Annotated in this window: 18 protein-coding genes; 4 read left to right on the forward strand and 14 right to left on the reverse strand. The window is 38.9% G+C overall.

Features of this window, described 5'->3' with window-relative positions:
* Nucleotides 1-159: 159 nt before the first annotated feature.
* On the forward strand, nt 160-2,604 hold the full coding sequence (locus tag EFY79_RS12195; RefSeq protein ID WP_233577990.1) for a bifunctional YncE family protein/alkaline phosphatase family protein: 2,445 nt from the start codon (nt 160-162) through the stop codon (nt 2,602-2,604).
* Nucleotides 2,605-2,659: 55 nt separating this feature from the next.
* Here EFY79_RS12195 and EFY79_RS12200 read toward each other — a convergent pair whose 3' ends face one another.
* The 6 genes from EFY79_RS12200 to EFY79_RS12225 form a co-directional block, all read right to left on the reverse strand.
* Nucleotides 2,660-3,133, reverse strand: coding sequence for a hypothetical protein (locus EFY79_RS12200; RefSeq protein WP_123120993.1), 474 nt, complete (start codon nt 3,131-3,133; stop codon nt 2,660-2,662).
* Nucleotides 3,134-3,298: 165 nt separating this feature from the next.
* Nucleotides 3,299-4,045: a LytR/AlgR family response regulator transcription factor gene (locus EFY79_RS12205; RefSeq protein WP_123120994.1), complete on the reverse strand. Its 747-nt coding sequence runs from the start codon at nt 4,043-4,045 to the stop codon at nt 3,299-3,301.
* Between the two features lie 31 nt (nt 4,046-4,076).
* Nucleotides 4,077-5,438: a histidine kinase gene (locus EFY79_RS12210; RefSeq protein WP_123120995.1), complete on the reverse strand. Its 1,362-nt coding sequence runs from the start codon at nt 5,436-5,438 to the stop codon at nt 4,077-4,079.
* A 201-nt stretch (nt 5,439-5,639) separates the two neighbouring features.
* Nucleotides 5,640-6,542, reverse strand: a complete 903-nt coding sequence (locus tag EFY79_RS12215) for a phytanoyl-CoA dioxygenase family protein (protein ID WP_233577991.1) — start codon at nt 6,540-6,542, stop codon at nt 5,640-5,642.
* Nucleotides 6,543-6,548: 6 nt separating this feature from the next.
* On the reverse strand, nt 6,549-6,815 hold the full coding sequence (locus EFY79_RS12220) for a YciI family protein (protein WP_123120997.1): 267 nt from the start codon (nt 6,813-6,815) through the stop codon (nt 6,549-6,551).
* 115 nt (nt 6,816-6,930) lie between these two features.
* A complete protein-coding gene (locus tag EFY79_RS12225; protein WP_123120998.1) occupies nt 6,931-7,854 on the reverse strand; it encodes a sugar phosphate isomerase/epimerase family protein in 924 nt (307 codons plus the stop codon).
* A 187-nt stretch (nt 7,855-8,041) separates the two neighbouring features.
* Here EFY79_RS12225 and EFY79_RS12230 point away from each other — a divergent pair, with 187 nt between their 5' ends.
* On the forward strand, nt 8,042-10,129 hold the full coding sequence (locus tag EFY79_RS12230) for a dipeptidyl-peptidase 3 family protein (protein ID WP_123120999.1): 2,088 nt from the start codon (nt 8,042-8,044) through the stop codon (nt 10,127-10,129).
* A 154-nt stretch (nt 10,130-10,283) separates the two neighbouring features.
* Here the strand turns inward: EFY79_RS12230 and EFY79_RS12235 are convergent, their stop codons facing one another.
* Both EFY79_RS12235 and EFY79_RS12240 read right to left on the reverse strand, forming a co-directional pair.
* Nucleotides 10,284-11,819: an OmpP1/FadL family transporter gene (locus EFY79_RS12235; protein WP_123121000.1), complete on the reverse strand. Its 1,536-nt coding sequence runs from the start codon at nt 11,817-11,819 to the stop codon at nt 10,284-10,286.
* Nucleotides 11,820-11,925: 106 nt separating this feature from the next.
* On the reverse strand, nt 11,926-12,867 hold the full coding sequence (locus EFY79_RS12240; RefSeq protein ID WP_123121001.1) for a hypothetical protein: 942 nt from the start codon (nt 12,865-12,867) through the stop codon (nt 11,926-11,928).
* A 169-nt stretch (nt 12,868-13,036) separates the two neighbouring features.
* Between EFY79_RS12240 and proS the strand changes: the two genes are divergently transcribed.
* Nucleotides 13,037-14,512 (forward strand): proline--tRNA ligase, encoded by a 1,476-nt coding sequence (proS, locus tag EFY79_RS12245; RefSeq protein WP_123121002.1) that lies wholly within the window; start codon nt 13,037-13,039, stop codon nt 14,510-14,512.
* A gap of 49 nt (nt 14,513-14,561) precedes the next feature.
* Here proS and EFY79_RS12250 read toward each other — a convergent pair whose 3' ends face one another.
* The 3 genes from EFY79_RS12250 to EFY79_RS12260 all read right to left on the reverse strand — a co-directional run bounded on the left by EFY79_RS12250 (nt 14,562) and on the right by EFY79_RS12260 (nt 16,094).
* On the reverse strand, nt 14,562-14,948 hold the full coding sequence (locus tag EFY79_RS12250) for a hypothetical protein (RefSeq protein ID WP_123121003.1): 387 nt from the start codon (nt 14,946-14,948) through the stop codon (nt 14,562-14,564).
* A gap of 67 nt (nt 14,949-15,015) precedes the next feature.
* Complete coding sequence (locus tag EFY79_RS12255; RefSeq protein WP_123121004.1) at nt 15,016-15,432, reverse strand: DUF1810 domain-containing protein; 417 nt, start codon at nt 15,430-15,432, stop codon at nt 15,016-15,018.
* A gap of 8 nt (nt 15,433-15,440) precedes the next feature.
* The gene (locus EFY79_RS12260; RefSeq protein WP_123121005.1) at nt 15,441-16,094 is read right to left on the reverse strand and encodes a YdcF family protein; all 654 of its coding nucleotides are present in this window, start codon (nt 16,092-16,094) and stop codon (nt 15,441-15,443) included.
* A gap of 255 nt (nt 16,095-16,349) precedes the next feature.
* Here EFY79_RS12260 and EFY79_RS12265 point away from each other — a divergent pair, with 255 nt between their 5' ends.
* Nucleotides 16,350-17,975, forward strand: coding sequence for a long-chain fatty acid--CoA ligase (locus EFY79_RS12265; RefSeq protein WP_123121006.1), 1,626 nt, complete (start codon nt 16,350-16,352; stop codon nt 17,973-17,975).
* A 9-nt stretch (nt 17,976-17,984) separates the two neighbouring features.
* On the opposite strand, the gene EFY79_RS12270 is transcribed toward EFY79_RS12265, so the two are convergent.
* Genes EFY79_RS12270 through EFY79_RS12280 form a run of 3 tightly spaced genes read right to left on the reverse strand, consistent with a single transcriptional unit; the run spans nt 17,985 to nt 19,640 of the window.
* Nucleotides 17,985-18,710 (reverse strand): lycopene cyclase domain-containing protein, encoded by a 726-nt coding sequence (locus EFY79_RS12270; RefSeq protein WP_123121007.1) that lies wholly within the window; start codon nt 18,708-18,710, stop codon nt 17,985-17,987.
* Entirely contained in the window at nt 18,707-19,180 is a 474-nt protein-coding gene (locus EFY79_RS12275; RefSeq protein ID WP_123121008.1) for a sterol desaturase family protein, read from the reverse strand. The genes EFY79_RS12270 and EFY79_RS12275 overlap by 4 nt, the downstream gene beginning before the upstream one ends.
* Nucleotides 19,161-19,640 carry an SRPBCC family protein gene (locus EFY79_RS12280; RefSeq protein WP_123121009.1) on the reverse strand — a complete coding sequence of 160 codons (480 nt, stop codon included), beginning with the start codon at nt 19,638-19,640 and terminating at the stop codon, nt 19,161-19,163. Before EFY79_RS12280 ends, EFY79_RS12275 begins: the two co-directional genes overlap by 20 nt.
* Nucleotides 19,641-19,643: the final 3 nt, after the last annotated feature.

The raw sequence follows: 19,643 nt of genomic DNA on the forward strand, positions 1-19,643 counted from the left end.
ATTTTCCCTTAAACAAAAAAATTGTAAAGATTTTTATTTTTTCTCATGTCTTTAAAAAATCAAAAAAGATAACCATCATAAATCTACCCATTTTTCTCTACAACTTTTACCGGCTGTCCCGCTACTTTACTTAAATTTGAATCTCATTTAATTGAATTAATGATGCGCAAAATTTATCTTTCCATCAATCTCCTGGCTTTTCTTTTTTTATCCTCAAACATTGTTGCACAATCCGCTTTTGTTCCAAAACCTGTGGCACTGGTGAATGGTTGGTCGTTATCACCGGCAGGCACTGCACTTCATCTCAGCAGCGATCTTCCTTTGAACATGGCTGTTTCTCCGTCAAAAAAATATGTGGCGATCACTGATAATGGGAATGGAGCACAGGGAATAGAACTGATCGACATCCAAAAGAAAAAATTATTATCGTTTACAAAAATGAAGGCTGCATGGGTTGGCCTGCAATTCAGCGCTAACAATAAATATTTGTATGCTTCGGCGGGAAATCAAAATATGATTTTAAAATTTACAGTAGCGAACGATGAGCTTGTTTTAAAAGATTCAATTGTATTGGGGAAAAAATGGCCTAATAAAATTGGTGTCACCGGCCTCGCTTTGGATGATGCGCATTCACGCCTGTTTGCTGTTACCAAAGAAAACAATTCGCTTTATGTTTGTAACACCAAAAACAACCAGGTCATTCAGCAAATTCCTTTAGGTGCAGAGGCTTATACCTGTATCCTAAATCCTAAAAAGACAATCTTGTATATTTCCTTATGGGGCGGCGATAAAGTTCTTTTGTATGATGTAAATAAAAGTAGTATTACAGATTCAATTGTTACCGAAAGCCATCCGAATGATATGGTGTTTAGTAAAAAAGGCGATCATCTTTTTGTTGCAAATGCCAACAGCAACAGCGTTTCGGTGATTGATACCAAAAAACATAAAGTGATTGAAACGCTTTCAGTAAGTTTATATCCGAACGCGCCAACAGGCAGCACCACCAATGGTTTGGCTTTGTCAGCAGATGATAAAACATTATACATCGCTAACGCAGATAATAATTGCCTCGCGGTATTTAATGTTTCCAAACCCGGATCATCACGGTCATTTGGATTTATCCCGACAGGTTGGTATCCTACAAGTGTTAGGGTGATCAATAATCAACTTTGGGTAACGAATGGAAAAGGATTTGAAACAATGGCAAACCCGTATGGACCACAGCCTGTCAATACAAAACAAAAAACACCTTATCAAAAAGCGATTACTTCTGAAGAAAAGCAACCAGTTCAATATATCGGCAGTTTGTTCAAAGGATCACTTTCCTTTATTCCTATTCCTTCTGCGGAAGAATTGGGAAAATATTCAACTCAGGTCTATACAAATACGCCTTACAATAAAAACAAAGAAGCGTTGGCCGAAGGAGAATATGGCAATCCAATTCCACAAAAAGCAGGAGCCTCCTCTCCCATCAAATATGTATTTTATGTGATTAAGGAAAACCGGACATATGACCAGGTTTTGGGTGATATGAAAGAAGGAAATGGCGATACTTCCTTATGCCTTTTCAATGAAAAGATCACTCCGAATCTTCATGCTCTCGCAAGAAATTTTGTATTGCTCGATAATTTTTATGTGGATGCAGAAGTGAGCGCCGATGGGCACAACTGGAGCACAGCAGCTTATGCAAATGATTATGTAGAAAAAACGTGGCCCACCAATTACAGTGGCCGCGGCGGTACTTATGATTATGAAGGAACACGGAAAATTGCTTATCCTGAAAAAGGTTTTATCTGGGATTATTGCAATCGTGCAGGAATAAGTTACCGCAATTATGGAGAATTTGTGCATGATGGGAAAGGGCCAATTTTGCCTTCTATTATTGGACATTTTTGTGCTGGTTTTCCGGATTTTGATCTGACTATCCAGGATGTTTACCGTGAAAAAATTTGGGAACATGATTTTGATTCTTTAATTGCGGCTGATGCGCTGCCCACCTTTTCAACACTTCGTTTTCCCAACGACCATACCAGCGGAATGAGAAAAGGCGCTTACAGTCCGTATGCTGCCGCAGCAGACAATGATCTTGCGGTGGGAAGATTTATAGAACATCTTTCGCACAGTCCTATCTGGAAGGAAAGTGCCATTTTTATCCTGGAAGACGATGCTCAAAATGGCCCCGACCATGTGGATGCTCACCGCTCGCCTGCTTATCTCATCAGCCCTTATGTAAAAAGAAATTTTGTAGATCATACCATGTATTCTACTTCAGGAATATTACGCACGATAGAATTAATTCTCGGTTTGCCGCCGATGAGTCAATATGATGCCGCCGCGATGCCGATGTTCAGATGTTTTACTTCTGTTCCTGATACAAACGTGTACGTAGCTTTGCCCGCCAACGTTGATATTAATGAAAGAAACACCGCCTGGAATAAATTGGCAAAAGAGTCTGCAAAATTTAACCTGGCAAAAGAAGATGCTATACCAGATATTCCTTTCAACGAAGTGATTTGGAAATCAATTAAAGGAGAAAACAGCGTGATGCCTACACCCCGCCACAGCGCGTTTTTAAAGTTGGCGCAAACCGATGATGACGATTAAAATCATAGTAAACCAACAAATAACGGGGAAATTTATTTCGGTAAAAAAAACAAAGTCAACCGTTCTGGCTTAGAGCGTAATATTTTTGAGTAAGCAAAGCGATTTCTTCTGAGGTAAGAAGACCGGCGATATTGATTGCATCAATAGCTTTTGAAATGGACGATACAAATGCCTGTCTCGCAATTCTGACATCATTTGAAATAATGCCTTTTAAAATATGAAACACCGATAAAAATACAAGCTTTACCTCGTAAGGATATTTGAGATAGCCATCACGGATATTTACCACCGGGGGAACGAATGAATTAAAATGCTCATTCAATTTTGGGGAATTACCAAAGCCTTTGAGCATCGCTTCAATTTCCCTCAATGCATTTTCCGGTAAAGATGCCAATTCCTCTTTGGTAATGGCACTGTGGTTAAAATTTTTCCACGCCGGCAACGCATTTTGTGCAAGAATAAAAGACATCTCCAAAAGGTCTTTTTCTTTCAGCATCTTCCACCACAATGCTTCTGAGCGGCTTGTCATAAATCAGCTAAGATTAAAATTTTTTTTGAAATCACACGCCCATTTTCAAGGCCAAATTAAAGGTAAATTTCCTTAAAAATGTTGAAGATTTTTTTTACTACTTATTAGATGGGTTGAAAAGCTACAATACCGGGACTAAGTATGTATTATTCGGGACCCCCTTTTCTATATCTTAGGAATTATTTTCAAAAATTCTTCTTTCCGCCTTCTTGCTAATGGCAATTCTGTTTTGTCGGTCAATAATACATAGTTATTCCCTTTATGAAATCTGTCAATATAAAGAAGATTAATCATGTGTGTTTCATGAATCCTGAAAAATTCATTTTCCGAAAGTGTTTCCTCGAAATCGCCAAGTGTCCGGCTGGCTAGGATGTCTTCTTTATTGGCAAGATAAAATTTGGTATATCTTCCGTGAGCCTCAAGCCTGATGATGTCTTTCATTCTAATAAAACGGACTCCTTCTGTGGAAGTGAGCGTCAGTGTTTTATCCAGCGCATTTTGCCTGCCAAGATTTTTCAATAACATATCCATTTTATATCCCATATTTTTTTGCTCCATATTCTGAACACATTTTCTTATTGCTATTGAGAGCTCTGTGCTGTCTATAGGCTTCAATAAATAATCCAAAGCGCTAAGTTTGATAGCATTGATGGCATATTTATTATAAGCGGTTGTAAAAATGATACTGAAATCAATAGCACCAATTTTTTTCAACATTTCAAATCCATTCATCCTGGGCATTTCGATATCGAGGAAAACCAAATCAGGCCCATTTTTCTGAATACTTTCAATTCCTTTTGCGGGCGTGTTGCAAACATCAATCACCTCAATAGTATCGCTAAAACTTTTAAGCATAAGTTCTAGCAATTGTGAACTTTGCAATTCGTCTTCGATTATGATTGTCTTTATCATGGGGGTTAAATTGAATATTAAAAACTATAAATTACTGTGGTATAAAAATTTTAACCAGCGTTCCTGCGGCTGCCCCGTTTTCTTCGATGTCTTCTATTACAATTCCCGAAGGTGTTTCCATATCCGGCTTTAATGCTGCCAATCGCGCCTGGGTTACTTCGATTCCGAAAGAATTGTGAGGCCTGTTTTTGTCTAAATTCAGCATGGCTGCCGCTTTTCTGCCAACGCCATTGTCTTTAACTTCAATTTCAAGATGATTATCAAAATCAAAAATCGAAATCTCAATTTCACCTTCTCCATCTTTGTGCATAATGCCATGCAATATAGCATTTTCAATAAATGGCTGAATTATCATTGTGGGTATAGAAATATTGCGTTCGAGCAAAAGCGAATCCACGTGAATATGATAGTTCAGCTTTGCACCAAATCTTAATTTTTCGAGCTCAAGATAAAGTGTAAGCATTTCTATTTCTTTTTCAAGACTGATCTTTGCCTCGCGCGTAGTATTCAGAATCAGGCGAATAAGTTTTGAAAATTTGCTGAGATACACGTCGGCATTTTCCGCGTCATTAGATAGCACAAACTTTTTTATAGAATTCAAAGCATTGAAAATAAAATGCGGGTTCATCTGGCTGCGAAGGGCCGCAAGCTGCAGTTCTGTAAGCTGCTTTGAAATATTATCAATCTCAGCTTTTTGCCGGCGCAGTTCCTGGTCCGCTTCGATTGATTTTATTTTAGCCGCCATTAAAGCAGCAATAGTGTTCATCATTTGCAGATGGCTTTGGTTAAAAAATCCAAGCTGCGAATGTTCAGAATCAATGACACCCAAAATTTCATCTTCATATTTAATAGGCACGCAAATTTCGCTAAGGCCGCTGTATCCTTCGGGAAGATAACGGGAGTCTTTCCTCGTATCAGGCACTATCAGAGGAATGCCTGTTTGTGCCACTGTTCCTACAATGCCTTCTCCAAGTGCAAGGTCATAAGGAAAGCGCATCATTAATTCCTTAGAATCTTTCAGGCCGAACCCGGCTCTTTGAACCATGCGTGTTTTGTCTTCATTCCACAAATAAATAAGGCAATCTTCAAAATCAAGTTTTGAAATAAGATTTTTTGTGACATCCCAAAGAATTTCATCCACATCATATTTTAATAACAGTGATGTTGAAAAAAAATTATTAATCTGCTCGCGTTCCAGAAGATCTTTATAATTTTCAGCTCTCAGCTTTTCCAGTTCAACCCGCGTAGCATTAAAATCTTTTATCTTTTTTTCCCGAATTCTTACAATCCGGTAAAAAATGTACAAAAGCAACAATATAGAAACGATAAAAAAAGGCCATGTCCATTCGGGAACTATCAGATTCAGGTATAGAAAGTTAGTAGCGCCCTGCATTTGGAATTGAGATTTCTTAAGTGATTCTCCTATTAAAAATAAAAAAAATATTTTACAGTAAATGAACAAATAAAACGGTTTTGTTTTCTGCAGAGAAATGACACACAGATAATTCCGTACAAATTAAAAAAGAGCATGCTTAGAAAAAACTTATTAAATTTTAAAAGAAGGACATGTATAAAATACGTTACCGCTGAATGGTTATTTCAGCGCTTCATCTTTTTCCTTTTCTAAAAAATGCGCGCCGTCATTGATGTTTTCAGATTTCCATTCCATCAACGCTTCATCCGGAACGGACTGCAACGGAATGGTTGAAGATTGGGATGGTTCGTTGTAAGGAACATTTTTACTGCGGTTATAAACCGAAATCAACGACCAGCGCGGAGAATCAGAAAGATTAGCTTCCGAACGATGCAATAAATTACTATGAAAAAACAACGCATCGCCTGGCTTTAGTTCTACATAAATAAGCTCCATGGTTTTCAAAGCCAGGCCAACATAGTGCTGCGAAGCGCCTACCTGTTCGCCTGCAAATCCGTGTTCAATGCGCCCCATTTTATGCGAGCCTTTTATCACCTGCAGACAGCCATTTTCCTTGTTTGCTTCGGTGATAGCCACCATTACTGACATCATTTGACCGGGAAAAAGAAATTCATTTTTGTACCAATAGCCGTAATCCTGGTGCCACTCCCATGCACCGCCAACTTTAGGTTCCTTCTGCATCAGTTTACTGTGAAAATGACAAACGGGAGAATCACCTTCCATCAATTGATTTACAGAACTTACCATGCGCCCGCTTTTCGTAAGCAAGCCGTACGCATCGTTTCCGGGCGTATACCACAGCGTTAACTTTGTCTTCTTTCCAGACTGATCGTTCAGGTCAAATGCATGTTTACGCAAGGTATCATCGCCCGTTGCGATAGCAAACAATTTATTGACCTCTTCTTCTTTTAAAAAATTGTTGACAATAACATAGCCATCGGTGTGATAGCTTTCTATTTGCTGGGGAGATAGTTGAAAAGAAGGCATGAGTTGAGTGTTGAGTGTTGAAAATTGAAAATTGACCTTTTGAAGATACAAATCTGCCGACGTAGTTAAATCCATTTTCCATTATTCAGGCAACATTTTGTCCATCCAATCGCGGATAACAAATGATTTTACTAGTCCTTCAAGTATGAAAGGGTCTTCGGTCACAAATTGCTCAGCAGCTAAATGGGATTTAAAAATCGCCATATTTCCCCTGTCTGCAAATGGGCCAATTCCAATTACCTCACCTTTGGCTACGTATTTATCAACTATTGCTTTGTGCCTTGGATAAACTGACATTATTGTTTCCATTGAGGCGCCTGATGATTCTGCAATTACTACTGTTTTCATTATTTGGTCTTTAATTTCTCATTTTAAAAAAGCTGAAATATTTTGAAAGAGGTGACAGCTTTTGTGAAGTGACACGTTTTCAAAAGGTGTCACTTGTAATATGCTACTTCTGTTCTTAATATCCCCATTTTTTCATCGCCGCCAAATCTTCTTTAGCACAATCAAGCGGCGTTTTTCCCTGGTAAGATTCCTGCTCAATAATAAATTCGGTGGTACCACCAATCTTTTTGGCAAGATCTATCACTTCTTTCACCGGCAAAATTCCTTTGCCCAAGACAGTGCTTTCATATTCATCGCCCATCTCACCCTTGCCGGATGATTTAATTTCATCTTTTACGTGCATGCTCTCAAACCTCCCAGGATATTGCTTTATAACATCCAAACCTCTTCCACCGGCGCCATACATATTACCCAAATCCAATTGCTGTATTACCAGTTTGGGATCGGTTTTTTCCAAAATAATATCATAGATCTTTTTGCCATTCAATGAATATCTAAACTCGAAATCATGATTGTGGTAGCCGAATTTTAATCCAGACTTTTGACACAATTCGCCGCATTTGTTAAACACGTCCAGGAATCCGACAAGGTCATCATAATTTTTACGCAGGTTTTCGTCAAGCCATGGGCTTATTACATATTTCTGTCCTAAAGTTTTGGCATCTTCAATAGTCTGCTTCCATTTGTCCGTAAAATCATTTTTGGAGACATCGTAATCGCTGGCATTCATCACCGTGTGGCCACTTGGCATTTTCAACCCAAGCCCATCCAGTAATTTTTTAAATTCAAGTGGCGCATAGCCATAAAATTTCCCATTGATATAATTGGCGTGCTCTACATTTTTATAGCCCATATCTGCAAGCTTTTTCAAAGTGCCCGCCGGGTCAGTTTTCATATCATCACGAACGGAATACAATTGCAATCCCAATATGTGACTGCCTTTGAAAGAAAAACTGTGCAATATATCTTTTGGCAAAAACATGGTTCCCGCCATAGTGAACGAACTGTTTTTGATAAACTTTCTCCTGGATAATTTCATAATAAACTTGTTTAAGTGAAGAGTTGAGTAGAATGACAATACAAAATAAAAATAGCTCTTTTTTCTTTGTTTACTGTTATTGTGCCAGAAAATAGAGATATGAATATTTTCCTTATTTTTTTTTGATGTTTTTCGTTATTTTCTCTCCTTCTTTTTTAATCCCTATATTGTAATTTAAAAAATTGGTATGCCTGCTACAAAAATTTTTTTAATTGCCTGTTTGATTGTTTTCATAACCTCCTGCAATAATAACGGAACCAAAAGTGAATCACGGAACGCCAGCGATTCCGCTACCGCCACAGTGTCTTATGATACCTCTTTCCAGGTAGCGGCGCAATCCTTTGCAGACATACAGGTATTGCGCTACGAAGCGCCGGGATTCAACCAGTTAAGCCTGCAGCAAAAGCAGCTTGCTTACTATTTGTACGAAGCGGCGCTTGCGGGCCGTGATATTTTTTACGACCAAAAAAGCAAGTATGGCATCATGCTTCGCAAAACGCTTGAAGCGATGTACACAACCTATACCGGTGATAAAACTTCAGAGGACTGGAAAAAATTTGAAACCTACTGTGGCCGTTTTTGGTTCAGCAACGGAAATCATCATCATTACAGCAATGATAAATTTTTGCCCGAATGTTCATCCGATTATTTTATATCGGTGGCCAAAGCCAGCGATTCCACGCTGTTTCCTAAAAATGCAGGGGAAAGCATGGACGCATTTTTAGCAAGAATAAAACCAATCATTTATGATCCTAAAATAGAACCTAAACTAGTTGACCTTGATCCAAATGTGGATAATGTAAAAGCTTCGTCTGTCAATTTTTATGAAGGGGTAACTCAAAAGGAAGTAGAAGATTTTTATGCAAAATTTGATTCAAAAGGAAACCAGCCGCAGTGGGGGCTTAACAGTAAAGTAATAAAAGACAGTTTAGGAAAAGTGGTAGAAAAGGTATGGAAAGCAGGTGGCATGTATTCTTCGGCCATCGAAAAAATAATCGGATGGCTTGAAAAAGCAATCACCGTAGCTGAGGATGCAAACCAGAAAGCCGCTTTGCAATTGTTAGTACAATATTATAAAACAGGCGACCTGCACACGTGGGATGATTATAACATTGCCTGGGTAAAAGATATCAACAGCAGGCTGGATGCGGTAAACGGTTTTATAGAAGTTTATTTTGATCCGCTGGCAAGAAAAGGAAGCTGGGAAAGTGTTGTATCAATGAAAGACCTTGCGGCTACCAAAACTATAGAAAAAATAGCCTCACAGGCGCAATGGTTTGAAGACCATTCTCCGATTTTACCTGAAGATAAAAAGAAAAATGTGAAAGGAATTATTGCAAAAGCCATTACTGTAATTGTTGAAGGCGGAAGCGCCACTCCCTCCACTCCTATTGGCATTAATCTTCCCAACAATGAATGGATAAGGCAGCAGCATGGCTCCAAATCGGTTTCCTTAAGCAACATCGTACATGCTTATAATGTAGCCGGCGCTTCAAGTGGCATGCTTGATGAATTTGCATTAAATGATTCAGTAAAAAACAATATAAAAAAATGGGGCAGCCTCGCGGCAGATTTGCATACTGACATGCACGAAGCAATCGGGCATGCTTCCGGCCAGTTGAATCCCGGCGTGGCCACTCCGGATAAAACCTTAAAGACGTATGCTTCCGCTCTTGAAGAAGCGCGTGCCGATTTGGTAGGTTTATATTTTATCATGGATCCGAAATTGATTGAATTAGGCGTGATGCCAACACTGGATGTTGGAAAAGCAGAATACGATTCTTACATGATGAACGGATTGATGACGCAACTGGTACGTCTCAATCCCGGGGCCAACCTGGAAGAAGCACACATGCGCAACCGTCAACTGAACGCAATGTGGGCTTATGAAAAAGGTAAAAAGGATAACGTGGTAGAATTTGTAAAAAAAGATGGAAAAACGTATGTGAAGATTAATGATTACAATAAACTACGCGAATTATTCGGGCAATTGCTTCGCGAAATACAGCGCATTAAATCGCAGGGAGATTACCAGGCTGGCAAGAATCTTATTGAAACGTATGGCGTAAAAGTTGACCCGGCATTGCATAAGGAGGTGTTGGAGCGATATAAAAAATTAAACATCAAGCCTTACAAGGGATTTATTCAGCCGAAACTGGTGCCCGTAATGGATGGCGACAAAATTGCAGATGTAAAAATCGAATATCCAACTAACTTTTTTGACCAGATGATAGAATACGGAAAAGACTATTCGTTTCTTCCTTTGGATAATTAGCTGCAATAAGAACGGCAGTCAATTTTTACTTGTAGTAAACTAATAAACAATTCCAATTTTAATTCTGATTGTTTATTGGTAAATTGATCAGGTTATCCAAAATGAAGAGTGTTCTGCGAAATGCCGGATCTATCCAAAAAATTCTTTTATGGTTTTAAAATTTAAATCCTATAGTAGCAACTATATTTCCTCCATTGTTTTTAATGATTGCCGGTACATTGGGCTTATCCTGCAACCGGTAAGGAAAGTCAACATCTTTATACATGGAATACACATAGGCGAGGTCAAGAAAAATTCCTTTATTGCGATAACCAACACCGCCGGTAACTTTTACCACATCTGAAGATTGTGACTGGTACGGATTGCCATAGTATGCGCCGCCAAGCCTTACCATAAAGGTATTGAGTTTCATTTCTCCGCCTAAGCGCACATTCACAGTGCTTTTATAAAGCTCATCAAGCGTTTTGTTTAAATTATTATAATAATCAGCAGCCGAAGCGTCGTTGCTTACATCATGAAAGGCTACCGATGTATAATCTACATATTCAACGTCTGCAGTGATGAAGCCCTTTTGAGTTTGGACATCTTCAAGGTTAGAGCCAAAAATATAAGTACCGCTTAGTATTGCGCGCCATGGTGTAGTCAGATTGTATTTTGATTCGAGCGGCTGGCCATTGGTTAAATCAGTGGAGCTTTGTCGCTTTACACCGGCGCCTCCATAACCTTCGAGATCGGTAATCACTTCAGTAGTGTAATCATCCGTTAGCTGGTAAGTGGTAGGTGAATGAAATGCCAGGCCAAGCCTAACATTTTCCACGGGTTTAAATATAACGCCCAGTTTCGCATTGATGCCTACACCTTTTGTTCGTAAACTTTCATTTACTTCAAAATAATTGAAATTGTTATTTGCATTGGCGGAGGCATCGCTTTCTTTAAAAGATGCAGTGCGCTCATAATTTAGAAACGGTACAGAAACTGTTGCACCAAAAAACCATTTTTCCTGCAAATTCAAACCCATTCCCAATGAGAAGTCTGTAATGCCTCCTGTTGTATTAATTGTATTCTCCTGGTTCAACCCTGTGCCCGGATTGGCCAGCGTTCTGTATCCATTCAACGAGCCGTCAGGTGCCTGTAAGGTATCAATAAGGTACGTATTAAAGGCAAGGCTGCTCCCATAAGGATAATTACTTGCTGCAGCGTTCGGATCTGTAACTTTATCATTTACCAATTCTTCCAAGTATTTTTCGGAATAAGAAGAATTTTTATTGGTTCCTTTATAAAAAATGTGGTTATTAAAATCCGCTAACTTGTTCACGCCAATGCCAAACGAAATGCTCTTTACACTTTGGCTGCGGGTAGGGCCGCCAAATACAAATCCGGATGCCCCAAGATTAAAATTGTTTTCCGTAGCACTTGCGGAATTACCCAGGTAAGTAGAGTTAGGTTTTTTAAAAGACAAAGAGGGCGTTAACAGAAAATCACCGCTTTTATAAAACCCCAGCCCGGCAGGATTTATAAATAATGAAGAAAACTCGCCTCCCAGCGAGGCACCTGCACCACCGATTGCCTGGTTGCGCGCTGTACCACCTGGTTGAGTCAGATAAGAATACCTTAGCGCGTCTTCAGGAGCCTGGGCAAAAGAAAAACTGATGGCTAATGAAAAAAAAACTAATAAAGAAAATGATTTCATAGTAAACGAATAAATAATTCAATTTTTAAATTTATACGGATCGGTTTTCACCTTTTAAAAAGGGATGAAAAAATCATCCCTTTTTAAACATTTTTATCTGGTCAACTTATCTTCTAAACGTTCTAACCGGGGCGCTGCTGCTTCCGCTTCCTGATGACGAGGAAGAAGATGAACTGGATGGAGTGCTTGGGCTAAAACTTCTCGTAGGAGCTTCGTAGGAATTACTTCTCCTTTCGTTATTATTGTTGTTGTTATAAGTATTCCGCTCTGTGTTATTATTGTAGTAAGAAGACCTGCGGTTATTATCACTGTTGCTTCTTCTTACTTCCCTGCGTGAACTGTTTGCAGAAGGAGTATAAGAATTACGCTCGGATGGAGAAAAAACTCTTCTTATCACCCTACCCATTCCTGTCCCGTTTGATTCTGGAGCTACGCCGGTTTGGGTATTTCTAATAGGCTGAACACTTCCCGACTCATTGTTTCTGTTTAGATTATTCGTATAGCCTCCTAAATTATATCTTCTTGCTCCCGTGTTGGTATTTATTGGTTTTGAATAAAAATTAATGGAAGAGTAGAAGGGTGAATATCCATATCCAAAAGGAGAATAACCATAACCTCCATAGTAAGGATTATAAAGTGAATACGGATTGTAAAAACTTAATCCGTTATATCCAAAGTCATCAAAATAAGGGTTATACATTCCTTTCATTCCAAACGGGCTGTAGCCATAATAACTATTATATCCATACGGATTATAAAGGCTGTTATACGGATAATAAGAATAAGGACTGTATCCGAAACCAAGGCTTAGCGACAATGGCGCGCGGTATGCAGGATTCTCAATTCCTCTTCTTATATTATAATCTTCTTCATTATTTCTGTAGTAATATGAATCCTGGTCGTCGCCATTTGAATGAGATACATATTCATTTGGCTGCGGAGCTGGAGAAAAATATACATCATCCGGCGTTTGTCCCGAGCGATACGCAGTGCTACAGCTGCTTAAGACAGCGATGGAGCCCGCAAAAAGTAAATATTTTATTTTCATGGCGTTGATTTTTAGAAGTTAAACAAGGAAGCTTATTTTTGCGCCTTCTTTCTGTAAATTTAAGAAATATACTTTATTATTTACGCATTCATTTTATGAACGGTTGTTAATTTATTAAAATTAATTTATCTCAATTTGAAGCAAACTATTTATAAAAATAAAAGTTATAATGAATAAGGAAATTACGCCGAGGGACAAAGATTATTCGCAATGGTACAATGATATAATTTTAAAGGCAGGGCTTGCAGATTATAGTGCAGTTCGCGGGTGTATGGTCATAAAGCCTTATGGGTTTGCCCTTTGGGAAAATATGCAAAGCCAGCTTGATAAACGCTTTAAGGAAACAGGCCATCAGAATGCCTACTTCCCTCTTTTTATTCCCAAAAGTTTTTTGAGCAGAGAAGCAGCACATATTGAGGGCTTTGCAAAGGAATGTGCGGTAGTTACGCATTACCGTTTAAAAAACGATGAATCCGGATCCGGGATTATTGTAGACCCTGAAGCCAAGCTGGAAGAAGAATTGATTGTGAGGCCCACCTCAGAAACTATCATCTGGAATACTTATAAAACGTGGATACAATCGTACCGCGATCTGCCCTTGCTGATAAATCAATGGGCCAATGTGGTCAGATGGGAAATGCGCACCAGGCTCTTTTTGCGCACTACTGAATTTCTTTGGCAGGAAGGTCATACCGCTCATGCTACCTCAGAAGAGGCTATTGCCGAAACGATGCAAATGCTGAATGTATACGCAGAATTTGCGGAAGAGTGGATGGCGATGCCGGTAATCCGCGGAGTTAAAAGCGAGAACGAGCGGTTCGCAGGTGCGGTGGACACCTTCTGCATCGAGGCGATGATGCAGGATGGAAAAGCGTTGCAGGCTGGCACCTCACATTTTCTGGGTCAAAATTTTGCCAAAGCGTTTGATGTAAAATTCAGTGACAAACAAAATCAATTAGATTATGTGTGGGCTACAAGCTGGGGAGTAAGCACGCGCCTGATTGGTGCATTGGTAATGGCGCACAGCGACGATGATGGTTTGGTACTGCCTCCAAAATTGGCGCCGATCCAGGTTGTGGTGATTCCTATTTTTAAGGGCGATGAGCAAAAGAAAGCCATAGACGAAAAAGTCATGCCTTTATTAGAAGATTTTAAAGCGCTTGGTATTTCTGTAAAATATGATGATGACGAAAGCTCGCGCCCCGGCTGGAAATTTGCTGAATACGAAATGAAGGGAGTGCCCGTGAGAATTGCTATTGGCGCCAGGGATTTGGAAAAAAATGTAGCTGAAGTAGCCCGCCGGGATACCAAAGCAAAAGAATCTGTGTCGCTTGATGGCCTTGCCAATACCGTTCACGTTTTGCTCAATGCGATTCAAAATTCTATCTTTCAAAAAGCAAAAGATTTTCGTGATAGCCGTATTACAAAAGCCGATAGCTGGGAAGACTTTATGGAAATCCTTGATGGAAAAGGAGGCTTCGTTTCAGCGCATTGGGACGGAACTGCCGGGACTGAAGAAAAAATTAAAGAACTCAGTAAGGCTACCATAAGATGCATTCCATTGGACAATCCGGCAGAAGAAGGAAAAGATATTTTGACCGGAAAGCCAAGTATACAAAGGGTTTTATTTGCGAGGGCTTATTAATTTATCTGGAATCCAATTTTTAAAGTTTTCTAAAACCGCTTTACGTGTTTTACTCGTTTAATTCTTTCTCCTTAATGTCAGCTTCTATTTTTTCATTTTTTAAACCAACGCGAACAAAGCCGTACAGGCTCATGTAGATGTTAGAAATCCAGACCAACGCAAATCCTGCAATGATGTATCCTCTCCAATCATCAAATAGCAATTTGTATCTGGTGATTATCAAAAACAAAATTGTTACATAATGCGAGAAGCAATACTCGCAGGTAAAGACATAAAAAAACTTTCGGCTGAGTAATTTTTTAGATTTTTTCGACCTCGTTACGCAATATTCCCTGGGTTCTTTAAAAATTTCTTCATGAGTAACCGTCCATGCAATGCAGGCAATGGCCAGGGGCAACAAAAAAAGGACATCTAATTGCACAGGAACTTCCATCATTGTCAGAAGAATTCTTTAATTCGAATAAATAATAAAATACATGCCAGCTTTTACAAAATGACTTCTGCTATTCATCCTTTATTATTGAAAGCGTTTTTGCATCTCTTTCCCCGTTAAAAAATTTTTTCAAGGCAGATTCAAAAACCGGATCCGCACCCGGCAGTGAAGCAAACAACGTCATTGAGGATTTTAATTTTACATCATCCGGGCTGCCGAAAATTTCATGCGCATTATTTGAAGGCAGGTCTATCAGTGCATTGGTGATTTCCTTTAATCTTTTTCCTAACAGTGGATGCTGCAAATACTGCCGCGCCTCTTGCAAATTTTTTATAGCATACAATTTTGATGTGGCGCTAAATCCAAGCCCCTGAATTTGTGGAAAAATATACCACATCCAATGAGATTGTTTTCTTCCTCTTTTAATTTCCGAAAGGGCAGTTTCATAATCGCTTTGTTGCGCATCTATAAATCTTTGTAATGACATCTTATTAATTAGGTTTCTTTCATTAAATGTTTGTCAAACCCAAGTGCCACCAGCTTTTCAAAAGCCTCCCACACATCTTCGGGAATTTCCTGGTAAACCTGGAAGCCTTTTGCCGGGTACATTTTAATGCGTTGCAAATCTCCTACCATAATGTGAATCACCCGTTCCATTGGGATTTCCTCATTGGGATATTCTTCAAAAGAAATGCGGGGCGAAGTGACGAGTAACTTTTTGTGAGGCCAGTGTTTTTTGAAAGTAGCAAAAGACCTTCGCTCCATGTAAGGCTTCTGCACCACGATAAAACTGTTGGGTTCCAATCCTTTTTCCTCTAATAATTTTTGTGTAAAAAGAATATTTTCTCCCGTGTTGGTCGATTTGTTTTCAATAAGAATCGCATTTGCAGGAACTCCTTTTTCGATGGCAATAGCGGCAAATTTGTCCGCTTCTTTTTCAGTCCAGATTTCCTGCGTAAAATTTCCAAGTCCGCCAGACATAATCATTAGCGGGGCAAATCCCTGTAAATACAGCTCAGCAGCCCGTTCGGGCACACGAAGGTCATGGCTTCCCAAAGTAAGAATACAATCGGCTTTCTCTATTTTATTATTCAGCAAGTGGTAATCCCAAAGTTTTTTCCCAAGAGAAAGAATTTCTTTATTCAGCATGAAACAAAATTATTGAAAGGATGTATAAGAAAATAAAATAATCCGGAATGGCAGTAAAAGGAAAAATAACCGGGATTTTTATTTTCCACTTTTCCGGCTCAATAAAATATATAGGCACTTCTTTTTTTAAACTCTTTTAAATTTTTATATTTACGTCCATGCCAATACAGCATCCTTACATTAAGCTATGAGAAAGTTTCCCTTTGAAAACAGAATTTTTTAAACCTTTTGTTGTAAAAAATAAATCGATTTAGTATGAAAGGATTGATGATGGATTATCCTCTTACCACCAACACCATTCTTGTATATGGGAACAAAGTGTTTCATCATAAAAAGATTATAACCTATCTACCCGATGGTTCGCGTCACGAATATAGTTTTGGCGAAATGTATCAACGTTGTAAAAAACTGGCGAATGCCCTGGTGAAAAAATTAGGTGTAAGCAAGGGAGATATAGTAGGTACTTTCGCCTGGAATCATGGCCCGCATGTTGAACTGTATTATGGAATTTCAGGAATGAGAGCAGTTTGCCATACCATAAACATCCGGTTGTCTGCCCAGCAAACAGAATACATTATCAATAATTCAGAAGATAAAGTAATTTTTGTAGATGCCACGCTGGCGCCGCTTTTGGAAAAAATTGCACCATTACTTGAAACAGTGGAGCATTATATTATTCTGAATGCCGGCAAAGATTTTAAAACCACATTGCCAAATATTATCCATTATGAAGATTTGCTTTCAGAGCAAACCGCGGATTTTGAATGGCCTGAAATAAATGAGAATGAAGCCTGTGGCATGTGCTATACGAGCGGCACCACGGGCTTGCCCAAAGGCGTTTTATATTCGCACCGGTCTACGTTTTTACATGCTGCAACGATTCTTTCGCCAAATGCAGCCAATTGCAGCAGTAGCGATACTTACCTGCTGGTAGTACCGCAATTTCATGTAATGGCATGGGGCGCGCCTTTTATGTGTGTGCTTGCCGGCGCTAATATGATTATGCCTTCGTCAAACCTGCAGCCGGAAGCCATTATAAAAATGCTGATAGCGGAAAAAGTTACGCTGGCAAATGGAGTTCCCTCAATATGGTTAGGCGTGTATGCCGCATTGAAAAAAAATCCTCCAAAAGAAAAGCTGGCGCTGAAAGAATATGCTGTAGGAGGTTCTGCACTTCCTGCGAGCCTTATCGAAAACTTTGAAAAAGATTTTGGAATAAAAGGACTACATGCCTGGGGAATGACAGAAACCTCGCCACTCGGCACTGCCAGCCGGCTGCAACCAAAACACGAACCTTTGTCCGAAAATGAAAAACTCAAAATACGCGCTAAACAGGGAATACCTTTTCCGGGAATAGAATTGCGCGTGGTAACTGAAGATGGCTCTGTTGCGCCATGGGATGGAAAAACTATGGGTGAATTACAGGTAAAAGGAGCATGGGTGGTAAATTCCTATTTCAAAACCAACAGCACGGAAAATTTTACTGATGACGGCTGGTTTAAAACCGGCGATGTGGTATCAATAGATGAAGATGGCTATATGGAAATTACCGATAGAACCAAAGACCTGATAAAAAGTGGCGGCGAATGGATATCGAGCGTAGCCCTGGAATCTGTAATTATGTCGCATCCCAAAATAAAAGAAGCTGCAGTTATCGCCATCCCTGATGCAAAATGGTCAGAAAGGCCGCTGGCAACCATCGTTTTGAAAAATGCAGATGACAAGCCTTCTGATGAGGAATTGATAGAATTCTTATCACGCGACTTTGCGAAGTACCAGATACCCACCAGCTATGTATTTATCAATGAAGTGCCCAAAACCAGTGTGGGTAAGTTTGATAAAAAAGAATTAAGACGATTATATGCAGAAGGTAAATTGTAGATTGAACACTCAATTGAATGCCGGGATTGTTTTATTGTTGTGAGATTTCCTGCGCCTGATTTTCAGAAACCATTTGTAAAACGCCAGGTTAAGCAGAAAAAGTTCGAATCCATAAAAAACATCTTCAAGAGGAATAGTAAACAAACGAATATTCATAATTTCTGTTGAGGTATAATTCACTACCGGATGTGGCAAGCCGGTGCCAGTAAGGATTCCATTCACAATCAAAAACGGAATCAAAAGAATAGCATATACCGTTACTGCTTTTCCGAACCATGTAACACGAAAAATATACTTTAGAAAAACACAAACAAAGCCGGTAGTAATAAAAGTGATTGAAGTATATAACCTTTCGCCATAAACAATGGCCCCGGCCATAAGCAAAACAAAAAGAATATTTACAAATGTTTTTTCATTTTTATCGCTCCATCTTAGCTCATAAAATTTAGTCAGACAATAAAAGGTGAAAACACAACTGAACGGAATGCATATAAAAAAAAGTATTTCTTCAAGAGGAAGATTGAAAATATAAATTCCCACCAAATAAGTTGGGTCAAAACTCCATACACCTATTTCTGTAAAAACGGCATCCCAAATGATAAATGCTGTAGCAACTATAATTGATGCGGCGAAAAATTCTTTCCAGGTTTTATAAAATTTTATTTTTGGATGAAAAGAAAAAAGAAGCGGAATGATGATGGTGAAAAAATCGATGAACAGGTAAAGAAATTTCATGTCGCCCTCTTTAATTTAAGTTCCCGAAAATATTTAAACGGAACCCACAGCATTCCAAAACATTCTCCATCTTCTTTTGAAAGATGCTTGTGATGCATCTTGTGCGCTCTTCTTATGGCTCTAAAATAAATATTATTGCTGTTTCGTAAAATTTTAAATCTCTGGTGAATAAAAATATCATGGATGATGAAATACGCAAATCCATAAAGAGTAATTCCAACACCAATCCAAAAAAGGAAATTATAATCGTTTTGACTGCCAAAAAACAAACACGCAATGCCGGGCAACGCAAATATTAAAAAAAAGAAATCATTATGTTCGATAAAACCATCCCCTTCTTTCTTATGATGGTCTTTGTGTAATTTCCATAATATTCCATGCATGATATATTTGTGAGCCAGCCATGCCACTGTTTCCATTGCGACAAAAGCGGCCAAAACACAAAGTGCATTAATCAATATTGTTTGCATGTCTTGTAAAAATTTGATTCAAAATTTGTTTCCTGTAATTAAAGATGCCTTTCAGTTTTTTTCTCACAATTAAAAAATGCATCAACTGTCCTAAGACACCAAAAGGCAAGCCATATTGAACTGTATCTTTCATAAGCACGCCATCGTCCTTTTCCACAAAATCATGCGTGTGTTGCCATAACTGGTAAGGCCCCTTTATCTGCCTATCCGTGAATGAATATGGTTTATTCACGGACGTAATTTCTGTTTTCCAACCCAAGGGGATGTTCAGAAAAGGGCTCACTTTATATTTAATCAACATTCCATCGTAAATTTCTTTTCCCTTCACATCAGAAATTATTTTAAAATTTAATTCCGGAGGTGTAATCACAGGAAGATTTTCTGCAGATGAAAAAAAATCCCAGGCTTTGTAAATACTTACCGGCAAAAACTGCTCTTCATGTAAAGAATAAATTTTCATGAG

Origin of the sequence: Hanamia caeni, from assembly GCF_003721595.1 — a bacterium.
Taxonomy (GTDB): Bacteria; Bacteroidota; Bacteroidia; order Chitinophagales; family Chitinophagaceae; genus Ginsengibacter; species Ginsengibacter caeni.